The 19,394-nt window shown below is 72.9% G+C and carries 17 protein-coding genes; 4 read left to right on the plus strand and 13 right to left on the minus strand.

Going from position 1 to position 19,394, the window contains the following annotated elements:
- Positions 1-328: LbetaH domain-containing protein (locus ME121_RS29885; RefSeq protein ID WP_491892913.1), on the plus strand; the 328-nt coding region annotated here is incomplete at its 5' end.
- A gap of 50 nt (positions 329-378) precedes the next feature.
- Here ME121_RS29885 and ME121_RS29890 read toward each other — a convergent pair.
- The 7 genes from ME121_RS29890 to uvrA all read right to left on the minus strand — a co-directional run bounded on the left by ME121_RS29890 (position 379) and on the right by uvrA (position 9,878).
- Entirely contained in the window at positions 379-1,581 is a 1,203-nt protein-coding gene (locus tag ME121_RS29890; protein WP_059410115.1) for a Zn-dependent hydrolase, read from the minus strand.
- 51 nt (positions 1,582-1,632) lie between these two features.
- Positions 1,633-3,060, minus strand: coding sequence for a methylenetetrahydrofolate--tRNA-(uracil(54)-C(5))-methyltransferase (FADH(2)-oxidizing) TrmFO (trmFO, locus tag ME121_RS29895; protein WP_012318556.1), 1,428 nt, complete (start codon positions 3,058-3,060; stop codon positions 1,633-1,635).
- 90 nt (positions 3,061-3,150) lie between these two features.
- The gene (locus ME121_RS34485; RefSeq protein ID WP_012318555.1) at positions 3,151-3,297 is read right to left on the minus strand and encodes a DUF1127 domain-containing protein; all 147 of its coding nucleotides are present in this window, start codon (positions 3,295-3,297) and stop codon (positions 3,151-3,153) included.
- A 283-nt stretch (positions 3,298-3,580) separates the two neighbouring features.
- Positions 3,581-3,850, minus strand: coding sequence for a GCG_CRPN prefix-to-repeats domain-containing protein (locus tag ME121_RS29900; protein WP_012318554.1), 270 nt, complete (start codon positions 3,848-3,850; stop codon positions 3,581-3,583).
- Positions 3,851-4,010: 160 nt separating this feature from the next.
- Complete coding sequence (locus tag ME121_RS29905; protein WP_012318553.1) at positions 4,011-4,985, minus strand: S1C family serine protease; 975 nt, start codon at positions 4,983-4,985, stop codon at positions 4,011-4,013.
- Positions 4,986-5,250: 265 nt separating this feature from the next.
- Complete coding sequence (locus tag ME121_RS29910; RefSeq protein ID WP_012318552.1) at positions 5,251-6,231, minus strand: transporter; 981 nt, start codon at positions 6,229-6,231, stop codon at positions 5,251-5,253.
- A gap of 545 nt (positions 6,232-6,776) precedes the next feature.
- Positions 6,777-9,878 carry an excinuclease ABC subunit UvrA gene (gene uvrA / locus ME121_RS29915; protein ID WP_029360892.1) on the minus strand — a complete coding sequence of 1,034 codons (3,102 nt, stop codon included), beginning with the start codon at positions 9,876-9,878 and terminating at the stop codon, positions 6,777-6,779.
- A gap of 427 nt (positions 9,879-10,305) precedes the next feature.
- On the opposite strand from uvrA, the gene ME121_RS29920 reads away from it, so the two are divergent.
- Complete coding sequence (locus ME121_RS29920) at positions 10,306-11,484, plus strand: MFS transporter (RefSeq protein WP_053622231.1); 1,179 nt, start codon at positions 10,306-10,308, stop codon at positions 11,482-11,484.
- A 2-nt stretch (positions 11,485-11,486) separates the two neighbouring features.
- On the opposite strand, the gene ME121_RS29925 is transcribed toward ME121_RS29920, so the two are convergent.
- Together ME121_RS29925 and ME121_RS29930 are read right to left on the minus strand one after the other, a co-directional pair.
- Positions 11,487-11,912, minus strand: coding sequence for a cupin domain-containing protein (locus ME121_RS29925; RefSeq protein ID WP_012318549.1), 426 nt, complete (start codon positions 11,910-11,912; stop codon positions 11,487-11,489).
- A 7-nt stretch (positions 11,913-11,919) separates the two neighbouring features.
- A complete protein-coding gene (locus ME121_RS29930; protein WP_012318548.1) occupies positions 11,920-12,939 on the minus strand; it encodes a zinc-binding alcohol dehydrogenase family protein in 1,020 nt (339 codons plus the stop codon).
- Positions 12,940-13,047: 108 nt separating this feature from the next.
- Between ME121_RS29930 and ME121_RS29935 the strand changes: the two genes are divergently transcribed.
- Together ME121_RS29935 and ME121_RS29940 are read left to right on the plus strand one after the other, a co-directional pair.
- Positions 13,048-13,407: a winged helix-turn-helix transcriptional regulator gene (locus ME121_RS29935; protein WP_012318547.1), complete on the plus strand. Its 360-nt coding sequence runs from the start codon at positions 13,048-13,050 to the stop codon at positions 13,405-13,407.
- A 101-nt stretch (positions 13,408-13,508) separates the two neighbouring features.
- Positions 13,509-15,557 carry a methyl-accepting chemotaxis protein gene (locus tag ME121_RS29940; RefSeq protein ID WP_053622230.1) on the plus strand — a complete coding sequence of 683 codons (2,049 nt, stop codon included), beginning with the start codon at positions 13,509-13,511 and terminating at the stop codon, positions 15,555-15,557.
- Between the two features lie 105 nt (positions 15,558-15,662).
- Here the strand turns inward: ME121_RS29940 and ME121_RS29945 are convergent, their stop codons facing one another.
- The 4 genes from ME121_RS29945 to ME121_RS29960 form a co-directional block, all read right to left on the minus strand.
- On the minus strand, positions 15,663-16,520 hold the full coding sequence (locus ME121_RS29945; protein ID WP_012318545.1) for an amidohydrolase family protein: 858 nt from the start codon (positions 16,518-16,520) through the stop codon (positions 15,663-15,665).
- Between the two features lie 52 nt (positions 16,521-16,572).
- Positions 16,573-18,042 carry an MFS transporter gene (locus ME121_RS29950; RefSeq protein ID WP_043073525.1) on the minus strand — a complete coding sequence of 490 codons (1,470 nt, stop codon included), beginning with the start codon at positions 18,040-18,042 and terminating at the stop codon, positions 16,573-16,575.
- Positions 18,043-18,203: 161 nt separating this feature from the next.
- On the minus strand, positions 18,204-18,458 hold the full coding sequence (locus tag ME121_RS29955) for a hypothetical protein (protein WP_012318543.1): 255 nt from the start codon (positions 18,456-18,458) through the stop codon (positions 18,204-18,206).
- A gap of 159 nt (positions 18,459-18,617) precedes the next feature.
- Positions 18,618-19,394: TrmH family RNA methyltransferase (locus ME121_RS29960; protein WP_059410116.1), on the minus strand; the 777-nt coding region annotated here is incomplete at its 5' end.

Consider the following 19,394-nt stretch of genomic DNA (forward strand, 5'->3'; position numbering starts at 1 on the left):
TATCGGCCACGGCGCCTTCCTGATGCCCGACATCACGATCGGCGACGGGGCGGTGATCGGCGCCATGGCGGTGGTGACCAAGGACGTGCCGCCCTACGCGATCGTGGCCGGCAGCCCCGCCCGGATCGTGAAGATGCGCTTCCCCGACGCGCTGATCGAGCGCTACCTGAAGGTGCAATGGTGGCGCTACGCCTTCTGGGACCTGCGCCAGTGCTCGATCACCGACCCGGAGAAGTTCATCGACGCCGTCGAGGAGCGGATCACCGGGGGCATGCAGGAATACCGCCCGGAGCGGATCCCGATCCAGTCGCTGATACCGGGCGCCTGAGGCCTGGGGCCCGCCGGAACGCGCCGAGGCGGGCGTCCGGGGCGGCGCGCTCAGCCCGCCAGCACCCGCGCCGCCGCGTCGCCGAGGGCCCGCACCCCGAGGGCGAGGTCGGCGTCGGCGGTGTCCTCCGCCCAGTGGTGGCTGATGCCGCCGATCGAGGGCACGAACAGCATCGCGGCCGGCAGGATCCGGGCGACGTTCTGGGCGTCGTGACCGGCGCCCGACGGCATCACCTGCCACGAGCCGGGGCAGACGCTCTCGGCGGCCTCCGAGAGGGCGCGCATCAGGGCCGGGTCGCAGGGGGCGGGGACCGCCTTCGCCAGGGCCGTCAGGGTGGCCGGGCAGCGCTCGCGCCGGTTCGATTCCCGCACCAGCGCCTCCAGGCAGGCCTCCATCCGCTCCAGCACCGGCATCGCCACGTCGCGGAACTGGAAATACACCTCGGCCCGGCCCGGGATGATGCTGAAGCCGCCGGGGTCCAGGGTGATCCGCCCCGTCGTCCAGGTGCTGCGCGGGCCGCAGACCTTCGGGAACTCCCGGTCGATCGCCGCCAGCAGCCGCACCGCCGAGAGGCCCGCATCCCGGCGCTCCGCCATGGTGGTGCCGCCGGCATGGTCCTGGTTGCCGGCGAAATCGATCCGGAACTGCCAGATCGCCACGATGCCGCTCACCACGCCGAGATGCAGGCCGGCGGATTCGAGCTGCGTCCCCTGCTCGATGTGCATCTCCAGGAAGCCGCGGTAGCGGGCCGGGTCGAGCCGCATCCGGGGCAGGCCGGCGAGGCCGGCACCCGCGAGCGCCGCGCGAAGCGGCGTGCCGTCGGTGCGGTTGCGGGCGTCGTCCATCTCGGCCTCGGTCAGGTCGCCGATCGCCGAGCGGCTGCCCAGGAAGCCGCCGGAGAAGTGCCCCTCCTCGTCCGCGAAGGCGACGACGTCGACGGGCAGCCCGGCGCGGGCCAGCGCCACCCCGGCCACGACGCCCAGCGCCCCGTCGAGCCAGCCGGCCTCGTTCTGCGTCTCGATGTGGCTGCCGACCAGCAGGTGCGGGCCGGGGCCGCGGTGGCGCCCCAGCACGTTGCCGATCCCGTCGATGGAAGCGTCCAGGCCGCAGGCCTCGAGCCGGGCCATCAGCCAGCGGCGGGATTCCATGTCCGCGGCCGAGAAGGTCGGCCGGTGGACGCCGGTGCGGAACCGGCCGATCTCGCGCAGCTCGTACAGGTCGGCCAGGAAGGCTCGGGTGTCGATCGCGGTCATGGTGCGCCCAGGATGATGAGGCCTCGGGCGGTGCAAGCCCCGTGCGGCCAGCTATTCTGCAGCCGCAGGTCTCGCCGCACCGTCCCGCGCGCCCTCCAACCAGAGAGCGAGATCGGCCCGGGCCCGGTCGGTGAGCGCGCGCTTCTTCAGCGCCGCCTTCTCGGGCCCGCGCAGGCGCCGGCCGGTCTCGTTGCGGGGGGCCCGCTCGAGCGGCGGGAACAGGCCGAAATTGACGTTCATCGGCTGGAACGAGCGCGGGGCGTTGGCCTCGCCGTCCGCCATCAGGTGGCCGCCGGTGATGTGGGCGATGAGCGCGCCGAGGGCCGTGCTCTGGGGCAGGGGGGCGAGCGGCCGGCCGGCCGCCTCCGCGACGGCGAAGCGGCCGGCCATCAGCCCGACCGCGGCGCTCTCGACGTAGCCCTCGCAGCCGGTGATCTGGCCGGCGAAGCGTAAGGAGGGCCGGGCCCTCAGCCGGAGGGTGGCGTCGAGGAGGCGCGGGCTGTCGAGATAGGTGTTGCGGTGCAGGCCCCCGAGGCGGGCGAACTCGGCCCGCTCCAGGCCGGGGATCATGCGGAAGATCCGGACCTGCTCGGAATAGGTCAGCTTCGTCTGGAAGCCGACCATGTTGTACAGGGTGCCCAGCGCGTTGTCCTGGCGCAGCTGCACGATCGCGCAGGGCTTGACCAGCGGGTCGCGGGGATTGGTGAGCCCCACGGGCTTCATCGGCCCGTGGCGCAGGGTCTCGGGGCCGCGCTCGGCCATGACCTCGACGGGCAGGCAGCCGTCGAAATAGGGCGTGCCCTCCCACTGCTTGAACCCGATCTTCTCGCCCGCCACGAGGGCGGCCACGAAGGTGTCGTACTGCTCACGGCTCATCGGGCAGTTGAGGTAGTCCGCGCCCGTGCCGCCGGGTCCCGGCTTGTCGTAGCGGGACTGGAACCACGCCACGTCCATGTCGATCGAGTCGCGGTGGACGATCGGCGCGATCGCGTCGAAGAAGGCCAGCGACTCGGCGCCGGTGAGCCCGCGGATGCCCTCGGCCAGCGCCGGCGCCGTGAGCGGGCCGGTGGCGACGATGCAGGGGCCCCATGCCTCCGGCGGCAGGCCCTCGACCTCCCCGCGGACGAGAGTGACGTTGGGGTGCTGCTCCAGGGCCCGGGTCACCGCGGCGGAGAAGCCCTCGCGGTCGACCGCCAGCGCCCCGCCCGCCGGCACCTGGTTGGTGTCGGCCGCCCGCATGATCAGCGAGCCCAAGCTGCGCATCTCCTGGTGCAGCAGCCCGACGGCGTTGCCCTCGGGGTCGTCGGACCGGAACGAGTTCGAGCAGACGAGTTCGGCCAGGCCGTCCGTCCGATGCGCCTCGGTGCCGCGCACGGGGCGCATCTCGTGGATCACCGCGCGGTGCCCGGCTTCGGCCACCTGCCAGGCGGCCTCGGATCCGGCGAGACCGCCGCCGACGATGTGGATGATCTGTGTCATGTCTGAGAATAGCGAAGGACCGCCGTCCGGATCAACGGGCGGCGGTCCTTCGGGACGTTCGTCTCGGGTGCTGTGACTCGGGCGCTGGGATCAGACGCGGGCGACGCCGCGGATCTCGCTGCGGTTGATGCCGAGATCGGCAAGATCGCGGTCCGACAGGCGGGACAGCTGGGAGACGGTGTCGCGGTACCGGAGATAGGCGCGGACGCGGCTCAGGACGCTACGGGCGGCGGACATGGTGTGCTGTGACCTCTGCTCAGGCAGACGATGGCGCCCCATTGCGCATCGCTGCCTCTTGTTGGTGCAACGCACATATAATCCGACCGCAGCGCAGCAGGAGGCGCAAGGTCAAGCACCAGACCTGCGGGAATTGCATAACCGGCTTAAGAAACCGGCAAGGTTTCCGAATGGTCATTCTTTGTGCGCATGCGGGGTCGCGCGGGGCTCCCCGCACGCGCGAAGGGCGCCCCACCGGTCGGCGGGACGCCCTCCCGGCGTCTCACGCGTGCCCGGACCGGGCTCAGTAGAACGGGCGCGGCCCGTAGAAGCCGTAGGGCCGGTAGAACGGCCGCGGCCGGTAATAGCCGCCGTACCCGCCGTAGTAGATCGGGCGCCGCCAGTAGCCGTAGGGCCGGGGGCCCCAGTTCGGCCGGCAGATGCCCCAGGGATTGGGGTGGAAGCCGGGGCCGCAGCCCCCGGCCGCCTCGGCGGACCCCGCGAGCCCGAGGCCGCCCGCGACCGCGGCGGCCATCACGAGCGCCTTCGCGCGCGGTGCGCTCAGAATCGTCATGACTGGATCTCCTCAACGCTTCCGGCGGATCGGGAGCCGGTGGTTGCAGATTCGGTCCCGCCACCTGAACCGTCGCTGAGCCGTAGGTTGTGTCCGGTACAGACCCGCGACGGCACCCGCGGCAACGCCGCCCGCCGCGCGAAAGTTGCGCGCTGCGGGCTCAGTGCAGCGAGGGCGTGCGCAGGAACCGCTCCCGGTCCCCGGAGACGAGGGCGAGCTTCACCCCGCGTCCCTCCCGGCGGATCGTGAGGGGGACCCGCACCCCGGCCTCGCCGAGGGCCCAGACGCTGCGGAACAGGGCGGCGAGATCGGCCACCGGCTCGCCGGCCACCGCCTCGATCACGTCCCCGGCCTGGAGGCCGCCGGTCTCGGCCGGGCCGTTGTCGGCGAGGCCCATGACGACGATGCCCTCCTCGCTCTCGGTGGCGTAGAGGCCGAGCCAGGGGCGCGGCGGCCGGTTGGCGCGCCCGCGCGTGGCGAGGTCCTCGAGGATCGGCGTCAGCAGGTCGATGGGCACGACCATGTTGATCGGCCGCGCCGCGCCGGCGCCGCCCTGCTGCAGCTGCAGCGAGCCGATGCCGAGCAGGTCGCCCTGGGGACCGATCAGCGCGGTGCCGCCCCAGTGCGGGTGGGCGGGGGCGGTGAACAGGGCCTCGTCGAGGACGTATTCCCAGTAGCCGGCGAATTCCTGCCGGGCGACCACCTCGACGGCGACGCAGCGCTGGCGCCCGCCCGCCCCCGCCAGCACGGCCCGGTCACCGGTCTTCAGCCCGGCCGAGCGGCCGAGCGGGAGGGCCGGCACGCCGAGATCGCCGAGCGCCTGGACCAGGCCGAAGCCCGTGGCGGCGTCGAAGCCGAGGACGTGGCCGGGCACCGAGCGGCCGTCCCGGGTGGTGAGCCAGACGCTCTCGGCCTCGGTGACGAGGTAGCCGATGGTGAGCACCAGCCCGTCCTCGCGGATCACCACGCCGTTGCCGGCGCGCTCGGTGCCGAGCGTCTCGGCCGTGAACGCGCTCTCCGGGATCCGCGCCGACAGGGCCAGGACGGCGGAGAGCGCCCGGTCGAGGTCGTAGCCGTAATCCGCGGGCCTGGGCTGGGCCTGCGCGGGGATCTTCCACTCGCCCTGCGTCGCCATGACATTCCTTCGGCTCGTCCGCCTGCGCCCCGGTCGGCCCCGGAGCCGCGCAATCGGCACACCATAGGATGTCCGCGCCGCCCGCGTCACCCGCGGCCGGTTGCGACCCATGGCCGGGCCCGCGCGGGGCGGCCCGCGGCGGGGCCGGCACAACAAAAAACCGCCCGGCGGGGCCGGGCGGCGCGCCGTCCCGGGGGACGGCCTGTCGGAGATCCGGGAGCCCCCCGCCGCGCGGCGGCGGGGAGCCCGGCGTCTCGGGAGGGTCTCAGTACTTGCGGACCAGGGCCGCCGGGACCGGCGAGGCGGCCGGGGCCGGCGAGTACAGCGGCACGATGAACCGGATCCAGCCGTCGGTGGAGTAGTCGCTGCGGGTGCGGCCGAACGCGTTGGTGGTCTGGAGCCCGGTCACGACGTCGCGGGCGACGTAGGCCTGGACGGTGAAGATCTTGAAGTCGTAGCCGATGAGACCGCCGATGGCGAAGCGGCCGCGGTTGCCGGCCGCCGCGCTGGCCTGGCTGATGTCGAAGTTGTAGGTGCCGTAGGCGACCGGGCCGATCTCGAAGTTGCCGAACTTCTTCGTCGCGGTGAGGTCGAAGTTCAGCGAGTCCGACAGGCGGATCGGGCCGATGGCGGCGCCGACCTGGCCGGGGAAGCGACCGGGCGAGTCGTAGATGTTGGCGGTCAGGTTGGCGGTCAGGTTCCAGCCGTCACCGGTGTAGCTGCCGGCGATGCCGAAGCGGTAGGTGTTGGAGGAGAGCTGCGGCAGGACCGGGGTGGCCGTCGCGCCGGTCGGCGTGATGATCGAGCCGCGGTCGCCGTTCAGGTCGTTCAGGTAGGCGCCGCCGAGCAAGCTGACGCCGAAGTTGTTGCCGAGGTCGAAGGCCCAGATGCCGCCGACGAAGGTGCCGACGTTGATCGAGATGTCCTTGTTGCGCACGCCCGCCGGGTTGCGGGTGAAGGCGAACACGGTCGGGGGCGCCACGAGCAGCTCGACGCGGCCGCCGAACGGCACGAACGGGGTCGACCAGACCAGGACCGGGATGTTGACGGCCGTGTCGGGATCGTTCCGGCCGTCGGTGCGGCGGTAGGTGAACGTGTTGATGGCGTAGAGGCCTTCCGGCAGCGGCGCGCCGACCGCGAGGCCGACCTGCTCGCCGGGAACCGTGGTGGTCTGCGCCTGCGCGATCGTCGAGGTCATGCCGACCGTGAGCGCGACCGTGCCGGCCGCGAGCCAGTTCTTCATCATTTTCTCATTCCTTCCCAAGGTCACACGGCGTCCGTCCCGCATTCGGCACTTCCCTGCCGGTCTGCTCGCCTATCGCGGCTGCCGGCTTCGGACCTGCCGAGCGCCCCCACGGAGCCTGCCCGTCTCAACGTCTGCGACTATTCTACAGAGACCTGCGGAAAGACAGTGGAATGCTCGCCGAAACGCCACAACCAGCCGAACCGGTGCGCAAAAGCCGCATTTTTGCGGCGATGCAACACTGTCCACAGACCCTGCTCGAACGCGGGGTCCGGCAAAATATCGTTGAACGGTCAAGCTGTTGTCGGGCCGGGCGGCGGGAGAATCCGGCAAGGTCGGGGCGGCGATCGGGCAGGCGGCCGGTCCGGACGCGGCGTCCGGAATCCGGCGCCGGACCGGCCGGCAACCGGTTCGGACCGGCGCCCCGCGGCTCGAATCACCGCCCGCTCGGGCAGGTTCCGGACCGCACCCGGCAGAAACTGCCGCGCCGGGATCGGCCGGCGGGGCGGGCCAGCCGAGACGGCCGCCGAGCGGGACGGTCCGCCGCGCTACTCCGCGGCGCGACCGCGGCTCGCCGGTGAGGCGGGGCGCCGCTCCAGCACCTCGCGCAGGAACCGGCCGGTATGGCTCGCGGTCGCGCGCGCGATCGCCTCGGGCGTCCCCTGGGCCACCACCCGGCCGCCGCCGTCGCCGCCCTCGGGGCCCATGTCGATCACCCAGTCGGCGGTCTTGATCACTTCGAGGTTGTGCTCAATCACCACCACCGTGTTGCCCTGGTCGACCAGCTCGTGGAGGACCTCCATAAGCTTGGCGACGTCGTGGAAGTGCAGGCCGGTGGTCGGCTCGTCGAGGATGTAGAGCGTGCGGCCGGTGGCGCGCTTCGACAGCTCCTTGGAGAGCTTCACCCGCTGCGCCTCGCCCCCCGACAGGGTGGTGGCCTGCTGGCCGACATGGACGTAGTGCAGGCCGACCCGCTTCAGGGTCTCGAGCTTGTCGCGGATCGCCGGCACCGCCTTGAACAGCTCGGCCGCCTCCTCGACGGTGGAATCGAGCACGTCGGCGATCGACTTGCCCCGGTACTTCACCTCCAGGGTCTCGCGGTCGTAGCGCTTGCCCTTGCAGACGTCGCAGGTGACGTAGACGTCCGGCAGGAAGTGCATCTCGATCTTGATGACGCCGTCGCCCGAGCAGGCCTCGCAGCGCCCGCCCTTGACGTTGAACGAGAAGCGGCCGGGCTGGTAGCCGCGCGCCTTGGCCTCGGGCAGGCCCGCGAACCAGTCGCGGATCGGCGTGAAGGCGCCGATATAGGTCGCGGGGTTCGAGCGCGGGGTGCGCCCGATCGGCGACTGGTCGATGTCGATGACCTTGTCGAGGTGCTCCAGCCCCTCCAGCCGCCCGTAGGGCGCCGGGTGCTCCAGGGCGCCGTTCAGCTTCTTCGCCACCGCCTTGTAGAGCGTGTCGATCACCAGGGTCGACTTGCCGCCCCCGGACACGCCGGTGATGCAGGTGAAGGTGCCGAGCGGGATCTCGACATCCACGTCCTTCAGATTGTTGCCCCTTGCGCCGAACAGCCCGAGCTTGCCCTTCCGGCCCTTGCGGCGCGCGGTCGGGGTGCGCACGGACATCGCGCCGGTGAGATACTTGGCGGTGAGCGAGGCGGGATTCGCCAGCACCTCGGCGGGCGTCCCCTGCGCGATGATCTCGCCGCCGTGGATGCCGGCGCCCGGCCCGACATCGACCACGTAATCGGCCTGCAGGATCGCGTCCTCGTCGTGCTCGACCACGATCACCGAGTTGCCGAGGTCGCGCAGGCGCTTGAGCGTGCCGAGCAGCCGCTCGTTGTCGCGCTGGTGCAGGCCGATCGAGGGCTCGTCCAGCACGTAGAGCACGCCGGTCAGCCCCGAGCCGATCTGCGAGGCGAGCCGGATGCGCTGGCTCTCGCCGCCCGAGAGCGAGCCGGAGCCGCGGGCGAGCGTCAGGTATTCCAGGCCGACATCCACCAGGAAGGTCAGCCGGTCGCGGATCTCTTTCAGGATCCGGACCGCGATCTCGTTCTGCTTGGCGGTCAGCTTCTCCGGCAGCTCCGAGAACCAGCGGTGCGCCTCGCTCACCGAGAGGGCCGTGACGTCGGCGATGTCCGCCATGGCGACCTTCACGGCGAGCGCCTCGGGCTTCAGCCGCTTGCCGCCGCAGGCGGCGCAGGGCGTCTCGCTCATGAAGCGCCCGATCTCCTCCCGGACGGCGTCCGAGTCGCTCTCCTTGTAGCGGCGCTCCAGGTTCGGGATCACGCCCTCGAACGGCTTGTTGACCGTGTACTTGCGCAACCCGTCGTCGTAGGCGAAGCGGATCGACTGCTTGCCCGAGCCGTAGAGCACGATGGCGCGGGCGGTCTCCGACAGGCTCTGCCAGGGGAGGCCCGTCTTGAAGCCGAAATGCTCGGCCAGCGCCTCCAGGGTCTGGCCGTAATAGGGCGAGGTCGACTTCGCCCAGGGGCCGACCGCGCCGCGCTTCAGGCTCAGGGCCGGGTCGGAGATCACCAGCTCGGGATCGATCCGCATCTCGTGGCCGATGCCGCTGCAGGTCGGGCAGGCGCCGAACGGATTGTTGAACGAGAACAGACGCGGCTCGATCTCCGCGATGGTGAAGCCCGAGACCGGGCAGGCGAACCGCGACGAGAAGGTGATGGTCCGGGGCGCCTCGCCCTCGGGGGCGTCGGCGAACACGATCTCGGCGACGCCGTCGGCGAGCTCCAGCGCCGTCTCGAAGGATTCGGCGAGGCGCGAGCCGATATCGGCGCGGACCACGATCCGGTCGACCACCACGTCGATGTCGTGCTTGAACTTCTTGTCGAGCTTGGGCACGTCGTCGATGGCGTAGTACTCGCCGTTCACACGCAGACGCTGGAAGCCCTTCTTCTGGTACTCGGCGATTTCCTTGCGGTACTCGCCTTTCCGCCCGCGGACCACCGGCGCGAGCAGGTAGAGCCGGGTCTTCTCCGGCAGCTCCAGCACGCGGTCGACCATCTGCTGGACGGTCTGGCTCTCGATCGGCAGGCCGGTGGCCGGCGAGTAGGGGATGCCGACCCGCGCCCAGAGCAGGCGCATGTAGTCGTAGATCTCGGTGACCGTCCCCACGGTGGAGCGGGGATTCTTGGAGGTGGTCTTCTGCTCGATGGAGATGGCCGGCGACAGCCCGTCGATCTGGTCGACGTCGGGCTTCGACATCATCTCCAGGAACTGGCGAGCGTAGGCCGAGAGCGACTCGACGTAGCGGCGCTGCCCCTCGGCGTAGATCGTGTCGAAGGCGAGCGACGACTTGCCCGAGCCCGAGAGCCCGGTGAACACCACGAGCTTGTCCCGGGGGATGGTCAGGTCGACGTTCTTGAGATTGTGCTCCCGGGCGCCGCGGATCGCGATCACCCGCCGGTCCTCGACGGGGGCCGGCGCGGCGTCGAACAGGGCCTCCAGCCTGGCGTCGATGGCGGCCTCGGTCCGGGCCGCGGGCGCTTCGCCCTTCGCGCGGGCCTGTCTGGGCAGGGCCGCCTTCGTTGAGCCTGCCTTCGTCGAGGCTGCCTTGAGGGGCGCCTTGGGAGCGGCTTTGGCGGCGCCGGCGCGGCTTGCGACACGACTTCCAGCTTGGGCTTTGGCCATGAGGGCGGCGGTCTTTCGAGGCGTCGACGCGGTCAGAGTCGGATTCGCGCGCGGGCCAGCCGCCGCACCGGCCTCATGTCGAGCCCGCGGGGGCTCACGGCAAGATGCGGCCGGCGGGACGCAGGCCCGTCATGCGCCGCCCTTGCTAGAACGAAACGCGTACGTCGGCAACCGCTCGGTGAACGCGCAGCCGTCTTTGCGCGCAGCGCAAGCAATCCGGATGGCGCCACGCTGACGAGCCGCGCGCCGGGCCCCGTCGCTTGCGCGGGCGACGACGTGCAGCCAACGGCCGCGATCGGAGTCCGGCGGCCCCGAGTTCGCCGGATCTCGATTCGCCAAACCTTGGCCCACCTTCGGTGTTGCACCGCGGGAGTTGAGATCCACATCGCCCAATCCCGCCCACAGATCCAAGTCCCGACAGGCATCGATGCCAGCACTCGACCTGACCGATCCGGTCGCCATCCCGGGGGCCGACGACCGGGCCGCGGCCCGGCAGAGGCTGTCCACGCGGCTGCTGTTCCTGATCGTCGGCATCGCCAACGCCACCTGGGCGCCGCTGGTGCCGCTGGTGAAGGACCGCGCTGGCCTCGACGCGGCGGGGCTCGGCCTGCTGCTCCTCACCTTCGGCATCGGCTCGATCCTGGCGATGCCGAGCGCCGGGGTGGCGGCCGCGCGGCTCGGCTTCCGGCCGGTCCTGCTCGCCGGCACGCTGGCCCTCGGCCTCGCCCTCCCGGTGCTGGCCGCGGCCTCGGGGCTCGTGACGCTCACCCTGGGGCTGCTGCTGTTCGGGGCCGGGATGGGGGCGGTGGACTGCGTCATGAACCTGCAGGCGGTCGCGGTGGAGCGCCGGAGCGGGCACCCGATGATGTCGGGCTTCCACGGCCTCTACAGCCTCGGCTGCATCCTGGGGGCGCTGATCGCCAGCGGCCTGCTGGCGGCGGGCCTCGGCGCGGGCTGGAGCGTGCTGCTCCTGACCGCCGGCATCGCGGCCCTGTTCGCCGCCGCCTGGCCCGGCATCCTGCCGCCGGACAGGGGAGGGACGCGCGGCGGCCCCGCCTTCGCGCTGCCCCGCGGCCCGGTGCTGGTCCTGGGCCTGCTCTGCTTCGTGGTGTTCCTCACCGAGGGCTCGGCCCTCGACTGGAGCGCGGTCTTCCTGATCCAGCAGCGGGGGCTCGATCCGGCCTGGGCGGCGCTCGGCTACGCGGCCTTCTCGGTGACGATGACGGTCGGCCGGCTCGCGGGCGACCGGGTCGTGGCCCGGCTCGGGCGCCGGAGCGTGGTCGTCCTCGGCGGCCTGCTGGCGGCCGTCGGCCTCGCGCTCTCGGTCCTCGTCCCGGCCTGGGAGGCGGCACTCGCCGGCTACGCGCTGGTCGGGGCGGGCTGCGCCAACATCGTCCCGGTCCTGTTCACGGCGGCCGGCCGCCAGAGGGCGATGGCCGCGCGCGTGGCGGTGCCGGCGGTGACGACGCTGGGCTATGCCGGGGTGCTGGCGGGCCCGGCCCTGATCGGCTTCGCCGCGCAGGCGCTCGGCCTCCCCGCGGCGCTCCTGATCGTGGCGGCCCTGCTCGTCGGCGTGGCGGCGGCCGGGCGCTCCCTGCGGGTCTGACCTCAACCCTCCGCGTTGCGCGCCATGAAGCTGGCCGGCGTCCCGTCCTCCGGGTTCACGAAGATGATGTCGGTCGGCGCCCGGCGGGGCGTGTCGATCGACAGGAACACCACCGGGTCCCCGGGCTCGAGCGCCGGCATCGCGTGGACCGTGCCCTTCTCGAAGAACAGGAGCTGGCCGGGGCCGAACGCGGTCACCGCGGCGGGATCGCGCATCCAGAAGGTGCCCCGGCCCGAGAGGCAGTAGAGGTACTCGTCGCAGGTGGCGTGGTAGTGCGGCGGCGTCGGCCGGTAGACCCGGAACACCCGGGCGCTCGCGGCCTCCCGGTCGGTCAGGTAGGTGTCGACCAGGAGGGTCCCGGCGCTGTCGGGCAGCGCCGCCGCCAGTGCCGCCACGTCGAAGATCCCGGTCCCCGCCGCCTCCGTCATCGCGTGCTCACTCCGAGAAGCCTTCGAGCACGATCTTGCCCCTGGCGCGCCCGCTCTCGATCAGGCCGTGGGCGCGCCGGAGATTCGCGGCGTCGATCCGCCCGTAATGCTCTCCCAGGGTGGTGCGCAGGCGGCCCGAATCAATGAGGCGGGCGACCTCGTCGAGGAGCGCGCCCTGGGCAGCGATGTCGGCGGTGGCGAACATCGAGCGGGTGAACATGAACTCCCAGTGCAGCGACAGGCTCTTGCGCTTGAGGAGCCCGACATCGAGGCGCTCCGGATCGTCGATCAGGGCGAGGCGGCCCTGCGGGGCGATGAGCTCGACGATCGCGGCGAGGTGCGCGTCGGTGTTGGTCGTGGAGAAGACGAGGCCCGGCGCGCCGAGCCCCAGGGCCGCCACCTCGGCCGCCAGGGGCTTGGAATGGTCGACCACGTGGTGGGCGCCGAGGTCCCGGCACCAGGCCGCCGTCTCGGGCCGCGACGCGGTGGCGATCACGGTGAGGTCGGTGAGTTCCCGGGCGAGCTGGATGGCCACCGAGCCGACGCCCCCCGCGCCGCCGACGATCAGGATCGCCGGGGCGGCGCCCGGAACCGGCTTGCCCGTGTCGAGCCGGTCGAACAGCGTCTCCCAGGCGGTGATCGCGGTGAGCGGCAGGGCGGCGGCCTGCGCCCAGTCGAGGCGCGCGGGCTTGCGCCCGACGATGCGGGCATCGACGCAGTGGAACTGGGCGTTCGTCCCCGGCCGGGTGAGGTCGCCCGCGTAGAACACCGCGTCGCCCGCGGCGAAGCCCTGGACCTCCGCGCCGGCGGCGACGACGGTGCCGGCCGCGTCCCAGCCGAGCACCTTGGCGCCGCCGGCCTCCGGCTCGGCCCGCCGCCGGACCTTGGTGTCGACGGGGTTCACCGAGACCGCCTCGACCTTCACCAGCAGGTCCAGCGGGCCGGGCGCCGGCTGTGGCAGGTCGAGGTCGACCAGGGCTTCGGGATCGGTGATCGGCAGGGACTTGCGGTAGCCGACGGCGCGCATGGTGATCTCCTCGGGCTGTCGCCGCAGGAGATGCCGCCCGCCTTCACGGGCCGCAAGTACGCACATAAAACGCCGCTAGTGCCGGAAACGATACCGTCGGAGACGCCCATGCCCCGCACCCGCCGCCACACGGGGGCCTGCAGCCCCGGCTGCGCCGTCGAGGCGACGCTCCGGCTCATCGACGGCAAGTGGAAGGGCGTGATCCTCTATCACCTGCTGGAGGGGACCCTGCGGTTCAACGAGATCCGGCGGCGCCTCGCCAGCGTGACCCAGCGCATGCTCACGAACCAGTTGCGCGAAATGGAAGCCGACGGCCTGATCACCCGGACGGTCTATGCCGAGGTTCCCCCGAAGGTCGAATACAGCCTGACCGAGCGGGGGCGGTCCCTCGAGCCGGTCATCCGCGCGCTGAAGACCTGGGGAGATCTGCACGTCGAATTGGCAGATGCGGCCCAAAACGCCGCCTGATTGGGCAGACCGGTCCCGGATCCGCGCGAGACCCATAACCGGATTTTTATGACTTGGCCGGAAGGTGGCGCGTCTCCTGCCGGACGGTTCCAGATCTTCCGATGCCGATCCTCGCCTCGCTCCGCGCCCGCATCCTGGCGGTGGCGCTCGCCCCGTGCCTCGCCTTCGCGGGGGCGGCCGGCCTCGCCGTGTCGGACCAGTGGGCGCGGCGGGCCGAGATGGACCGGGTTGAGGGCCTGGTCGGCCTCGCCTCCCGGATCAGCGCCTTCGTGCACGAGGCCCAGCGGGAGCGCGGGGCCTCGAGCCTGTTCCTGGGCGCGCAGGGCGCGCAGTTCGGTCCGGAACTGGCGGCCCAGCGCAGGCGCACCGACGCGGCGCTCGCCGGACTGCCCGAGGCCGTGACCGCCGCGACGGGCTTCGGGCCGGTCTTCGCGGCCCGGAGCGAGGGCTTCGCGCAGGCGCTCACCGGACTGGCCGCGCAGCGCCGGGCCGTCGACGCCCTGACGGCGGCCACGCCGCAGGCCGTGGCCTACTACACGGGCCTGATCGGGGAGGGGCTCGGGCTGGTGCGGGCCATGGGCGGCGCGATCGACGAGGCCGGCCTCGCCGCCCGGGCGAACGCCTACGCGGCCTTCCTGGCGCTGAAGGAGGCGGCCGGCCAGGAGCGGGCCGTCGCCGCGGCGGTCTTCGCCTCCGGCAACCTCGACCTCGCGGCCGCCCGCCGCCTCGCGACCCTCGCGGCCGAGCAGGCGACCTATGCCGGCCTGTTCCGGGCCGGGGCCGAGGCCGGGCAGGCGCACCTGCTCGACGCCGCGGAGGCGACCGGGCCGGCCCGCGAGGTCGCGCGCCTGCGGACGGTCGCGCAGGAGACGATGCCGGGGACGCCCCTCGCCTTCCGCGACGCGCCGGCGTGGTTCCGCCTCGCCACGCAGCGCATCGACGCCCTGAAGGGCGTGGAGGACCGGCTCACCGCCGACCTGGTGGCGGCCGCGGGGGCGGTGCACGCCCGCGCCGGGCGGATGCTGGCCTTCTGGGCCGCCGGCGGCCTCGCCCTGTTCGCCCTCTCGGCCGGCCTCGCGGTCTGGCTCGGCACGGCCATCGCCCGTCCGCTCTCCCGGATGGCCGGGGTGCTGACCGCGATCGGCCGGGACGCGGGCACGGCCGACATGACCATCCCGACCGGCGGGCCGCGCGAGGTCCGGGCGATCGCCGCCGCCGCCCTGGCGTTCCGCGACAGCGTCGCCGAGCGCCGGGCGGCCCGGGCCGCGCAGGAGCGGCTCGCCGCCGAGACCGCGGCGGCCCAGCGCGCGGCCGCCCTCGGCCTCGCCGACAGCTTCGAGCGCCAGGTCGGCGGGATCGTCGCGGCCGTCTCGGCGGCGGCGGCCCAGCTGGAGGCCTCCGCGCACGGGATGGCCCGCGCCGCCCAGGACACGACCGATCTCAGCCGGGCGGTGGCGGTGTCGGCCGATTCGGCCGCCCGATCGGCCGACACGGTGGCGGCGGCCACCGAGGAGCTCACCGCCTCGGTCCGGGAGATCGGCGTGCAGGTCGGGTCCTCGGCGGACCTCGCGGCGGCCGCCACGCGGAGCGCGGACGGCATGGCCGGGGAAGTCCACCGCCTCGCCCAGGCGGCCGGCAGCATCGGGGAGATCGTCGCGATCATCTCGCAGATCGCCGGCCAGACCAACCTGCTGGCGCTCAACGCCACCATCGAGGCGGCGCGCGCCGGGGAGGCCGGCCGCGGCTTCGCGGTGGTCGCCGCCGAGGTCAAGCACCTCGCGGAGCAGACCGCCCGGGCCACCGAGGAGATCGCCGGCAAGGTCTCGGAGATCACCGGATCGACCGAGGCCTCGGTCCGGTCGATCGGCGGCATCACCGCGGTGATCCGCGACCTCGCCCGGATCGGCGCCGAGATCGCCGCCATGGTCGAGCAGCAGGGCGCGGCCACCGCGGAGATCGCCCGGACCACCGCGCAGACCTCGCAGGACACAAGCGGGGTCTCGAAGCACATGGCGGGCGTCGGCGCGGCGGCCGGCACCGCGAGCCAGGGCTCGGCCCAGGTGCTGCACGCGGCGGCCGACCTGTCCCGGCAGGCGGGCGATCTGCGCGGCGCGGTCGAGACCTTCCTCACCCGGGTTCGCGCAGCCTGACGCGGGATCCCGAAGAGCTCGGCCCTTCGGCGGGGTGTCGGGGCAGTGCCCCGACATGCGGGCCGCGCCCGCGAAAGGTCCCGGACCTCCCGAACCGGGCTTTCCCTACGCGGCGAGGCCGAGCCCGAGGAGCCGGTCGGCGTTGCGCCAGAGGGCGGCCTCCAGGGCCTCCTCGGACAGGCCGAGGCCGCGGAAATCCGCGACGCCCTGGCCCATCGGGCGGAACGGGAACGAGGAGCCGAACAGGAACTGGTCCTTCATGAACCCGTTCGCCGCCTCGACGTAGAGGCCGCCGCCCGGCGCGAACGTGTACATGTCGGGCGAGACGAAGACGTTCGCGTTGCGGAACGCCACCGTCACCATGTCGGCGACGTGCGGGTAGAACCCGTGGCAGCACACGATCGGCAGCGCCGGGAAGGTCCTGGCGACCCGGTCGACCGCGAGCGGGTCGTTGAGGCGCAGGTCCGGCGTCGTCGGCCCCGACATCACGAAGGCCGGGACCTCGAGCTCCTGGCACAGCTCGTAGAGCGGCATCAGGCGCTCGTCGTCGGCCCGCATGGCCTCGCGGTAGAAGCCGGCATCGAGGTTGATGCCCTTGAAGCCGAGCTCGGTCACGGCGCGCCGCGCCTCCGCGAGGGCGGCCTTGCGGCCGAGCTTCACCGGATCCACCGAGGCGATGCCGATCAGCCGCCTCGGGTCGTGCCGGGCGGCCTCCGCCAGGGCGTCGTTCGAGACCCGCACCCCCGGGACCGAGCGGGCGACCATGACGGCGACGTCGATGCCGGCCCCGTCCATCTCGGCACGGAAGCCCTCGATCGTCGCGCCGCGGGTGAAGTGCTCCACCTCCCGGCTGCCGACCCGGGCATTGAGCCAGCGGGCCACGCCGAACTCGGGCGTGTCCGGCTCGGCGCCGAAGAATCTGTGCAGGAAGGTCGGCCGGCTGCGCATGTCCACGACGGGCATTGTTCGCGAGTCTCCTGTGCGGATCGAGCTGTGTGTCCGGTCGGTCCTCGTCTCAGCGCGAGACGGCCTCCAGCACCTTGCCGCGGGTCTCGACGCCGAGGGTCAGGACCAGCAGGGCGGCGATCAGGAAGCCGCCGGCGCCGACCTGGAACGCGGTGGCCGGGCCGTGGTCGCGCACCAGCACCGGCACGATCATCGGCCCCAGGATGGCGCCGATCCGCCCGAAGGCCGAGGCGAAGCCGGCGCCCGTGGCCCGGGCCCGGGTCGGGTAGAGTTCCGGCGTGTAGGCGTAGAGGCAGCTCCACATGCCGAACATGAAGAACTGCATGACGAAGCCGGCGACGAACAGCCAGGTCACGGCGACGCCCGAGACGGTCAGCACCGTCCCGGCGCCGGCATTGCCGTACAGGTAGGCCGCCGCCGCCGCGCAGATCAGGAACAGGGCGGTGGTGGGCTTGCGGCCGGCCCGCTCGAGCAGCACGGCCGCCGCGGCGAAGCCCGGGATGCCGCCGAGGGTGATCAGGGTGACGAAGCCCACCGAGCCGACGATCGAGAAGCCGCGCTCCTTGAGCAGCACGGCGATCCAGGAATTGAGGCCGAAGAAGCCGATCAGCGCGAAGAACCACAGCCCGAACGCCATCACGGTGCGCAGGCGGTATTCGGGCGCGAACAGAGTCGCGACGGCGCCGCGGTGCGGACCCTGATGCGGACCCTGATGCGGATCTTGCCGCGGGCCGGGCACGGCCGCCGTCGCCGCGGCCAGGGCCGGCGCGACCGGGGGGAGGGGGCGGCCGGTGGCGCGCTCCACGGCCCGCTCCATCGCGGCCATCGCGGATTCCGCCTCCGCTTCGCGGCCCGCCTCGGCGAGCCAGCGGGGCGATTCCGGCATCGTGCGGCGCACCGCCAGCACCACGAGCGACAGCAGGCCGACCACCACGAAGGCCCAGCGCCAACCGAGATGGGGCAGGACGAAGAAGCTGATCGCCCCCGAGAGGACGTAGCCGACCGCCCAGAACCCCTCCAGGATCGCGATGTACTTGCCGCGCACCCGGGCCGGTACGATCTCCGAGACCATCGCCTGCGCCACCGGCGCCTCGCCGCCGACGCCGACCCCGATCAGGAACCGGCAGGCCATCAGCACGGGCAGGCTCCAGGCGGCCGCCGCCGCGAGGCTCGCCAGCCCCCAGACCACCATGGTCACCTGGAACACCGCCCTGCGGCCGAACCGGTCGGAGGCGGTGCCCGCGAGGACGTTGCCCACGAGCTGGCCCGCGAAGGTCATGGCGGCGAGCTGGCCGGCCTCGGTGGGCGTCAGGCCGAAGGCCGCCACGATCGCGCCGAGCAGGAAGGTCAGGAGCGCCACGTCGATCTGGTCGACGAGCCACGCCGAGGCGATGACCGCGAAGATCCGGCGCTGGTAGCCCGACATGGGCAGCCGCTCCAGGCGCGCCGCGATGTCGGAGGCGTGCGGCCGCGCGGCCCCGGATGACGGGGCGACCGGGCGTTCGGCGGCTGGCGGCACGGTCGGCTGCTCCCTCCGCGTCCCGGACCGTACCGGGGCGGTTCCGCGGATCCGGTACATCACGCCGGGGTCCCGGAACAGGGACGGTGCGCGCCCGTGCGCTTCGGAGCGGGACCCGGGCCGGATCCCGGTCGGCCGGGGCCGCCCCCGGGGTTTCCGGTTCAGTCGGGAATCGCGAAGCCGATCGACAGGCACAGGGCCGCGACGGCCGTCAGGGCCATGGCGGCCTGACGGACCTGGTGCCAGCGCGCGCTGCGCGCGCGCTCCTCCGGGCTGGCGCCGAGCCGGAGCTCGTCGTCGAAGCCCGTCACGAAGGATTCGAAGTTCGGGAAGGCGCGCCGCGCGAGCCAAATCCACACACCGACGGCGACCAGGCCGAGGGCCCAACCGCCGTAGGTAAACGCATCGTCCAACATCCGGCGCAGCCCTCGAGCCGACGCCCCCCTCGCCGCGTATTCTACGGGAAGTTGCGAAGATTGCCTAGGCGGAACAGGGGCTTCCGGGCTCGGTTCCGTGTTTCCGAACGTATCGCGGCGGCCCCGCTCGGGGACTGGTCCGGCCGCGTCACGGTCCCGTCAGTCCCTCTTCCGGCCGAGGGCGTAGAGGGTGATGGCGGCGGCGTTCGAGACGTTGAGGCTGCGGATCGCGCCCGAGAAGGGGATCCGGGCCAGGACGTCGCAGCAGCCCCGGGTCCGCTCGCGCAGGCCCTTGCCCTCGGCGCCCAGCACGATCACCAGGGGCCGCGCGACCGTCAGCGCGTCGAGGCTCTCGGGCGCGTCCGAATCGAGGCCGACCCGGGTGAAGCCGCGTTCGCCCAGTTCGATCAGGGCCTCGGCGAGGTTCCGGACAGTCACGAAGGGCACGTGTTCCAGGCCGCCGGAAGCGGATTTCGCCAGGACCCCGGTGGCGCCCGGCGCGTGGCGCGCCGTGGTGACGATCCCGGCCACGCCGAAGGCCGCGGCGGTGCGCACGATCGCCCCGACATTGTGCGGGTCGGTGATCTGGTCGAGCGCCAGCAGCAGCGCGTCGGCGGGCAGATCGTCGAGGCCGGGGGCGGGTAGGGGCTCGGCCTCCAGGTACAGCCCCTGGTGGACGGCGTCCGGGCCGAGCAGGCGGCCGATGTCGCTCGGCCGGACCAGTTCCGGGGTGATCCGCACGGCGCCGCCGAACTCGGCCTCCAGGCGCGCGGCCGCGTTCTCGGTGGCGAGCAGCCGGTGCAGGCCGCGCTGGGCGTTGCCCAGGGCCTGCACCACGGGATGCCAGCCGTAGAGCACGGTCGGCCCGTCGCCGCCCTCCTCCCGCGGGCGGGCCGCCGCGGCCGGGCGGCTTCCGGGCCGGGGGGCCGGGCGCCG

Origin of the sequence: Methylobacterium sp. ME121, assembly GCF_000974725.1 — a bacterium.
Classification (GTDB): Bacteria; Pseudomonadota; Alphaproteobacteria; order Rhizobiales; family Beijerinckiaceae; genus Methylobacterium; species Methylobacterium radiotolerans.

Bases quoted from the DNA above. Each gene is read 5' to 3' on its own strand.
- ME121_RS29890 (WP_059410115.1), bottom strand. From the start codon at position 1,581: ATGACCGCGATCGACACCCGAGCCTTCCTGGCCGACCTGTACGAGCTG.
- trmFO (WP_012318556.1), bottom strand. From the start codon at position 3,060: ATGACACAGATCATCCACATCGTCGGCGGCGGTCTCGCCGGATCCGAG.
- ME121_RS34485 (WP_012318555.1), bottom strand. From the start codon at position 3,297: ATGTCCGCCGCCCGTAGCGTCCTGAGCCGCGTCCGCGCCTATCTCCGG.
- ME121_RS29900 (WP_012318554.1), bottom strand. From the start codon at position 3,850: ATGACGATTCTGAGCGCACCGCGCGCGAAGGCGCTCGTGATGGCCGCC.
- ME121_RS29905 (WP_012318553.1), bottom strand. From the start codon at position 4,985: ATGGCGACGCAGGGCGAGTGGAAGATCCCCGCGCAGGCCCAGCCCAGG.
- ME121_RS29910 (WP_012318552.1), bottom strand. From the start codon at position 6,231: ATGATGAAGAACTGGCTCGCGGCCGGCACGGTCGCGCTCACGGTCGGC.
- uvrA (WP_029360892.1), bottom strand. From the start codon at position 9,878: ATGGCCAAAGCCCAAGCTGGAAGTCGTGTCGCAAGCCGCGCCGGCGCC.
- ME121_RS29920 (WP_053622231.1), top strand. From the start codon at position 10,306: ATGCCAGCACTCGACCTGACCGATCCGGTCGCCATCCCGGGGGCCGAC.
- ME121_RS29925 (WP_012318549.1), bottom strand. From the start codon at position 11,912: ATGACGGAGGCGGCGGGGACCGGGATCTTCGACGTGGCGGCACTGGCG.
- ME121_RS29930 (WP_012318548.1), bottom strand. From the start codon at position 12,939: ATGCGCGCCGTCGGCTACCGCAAGTCCCTGCCGATCACCGATCCCGAA.
- ME121_RS29935 (WP_012318547.1), top strand. From the start codon at position 13,048: ATGCCCCGCACCCGCCGCCACACGGGGGCCTGCAGCCCCGGCTGCGCC.
- ME121_RS29940 (WP_053622230.1), top strand. From the start codon at position 13,509: ATGCCGATCCTCGCCTCGCTCCGCGCCCGCATCCTGGCGGTGGCGCTC.
- ME121_RS29945 (WP_012318545.1), bottom strand. From the start codon at position 16,520: ATGCCCGTCGTGGACATGCGCAGCCGGCCGACCTTCCTGCACAGATTC.
- ME121_RS29955 (WP_012318543.1), bottom strand. From the start codon at position 18,458: ATGTTGGACGATGCGTTTACCTACGGCGGTTGGGCCCTCGGCCTGGTC.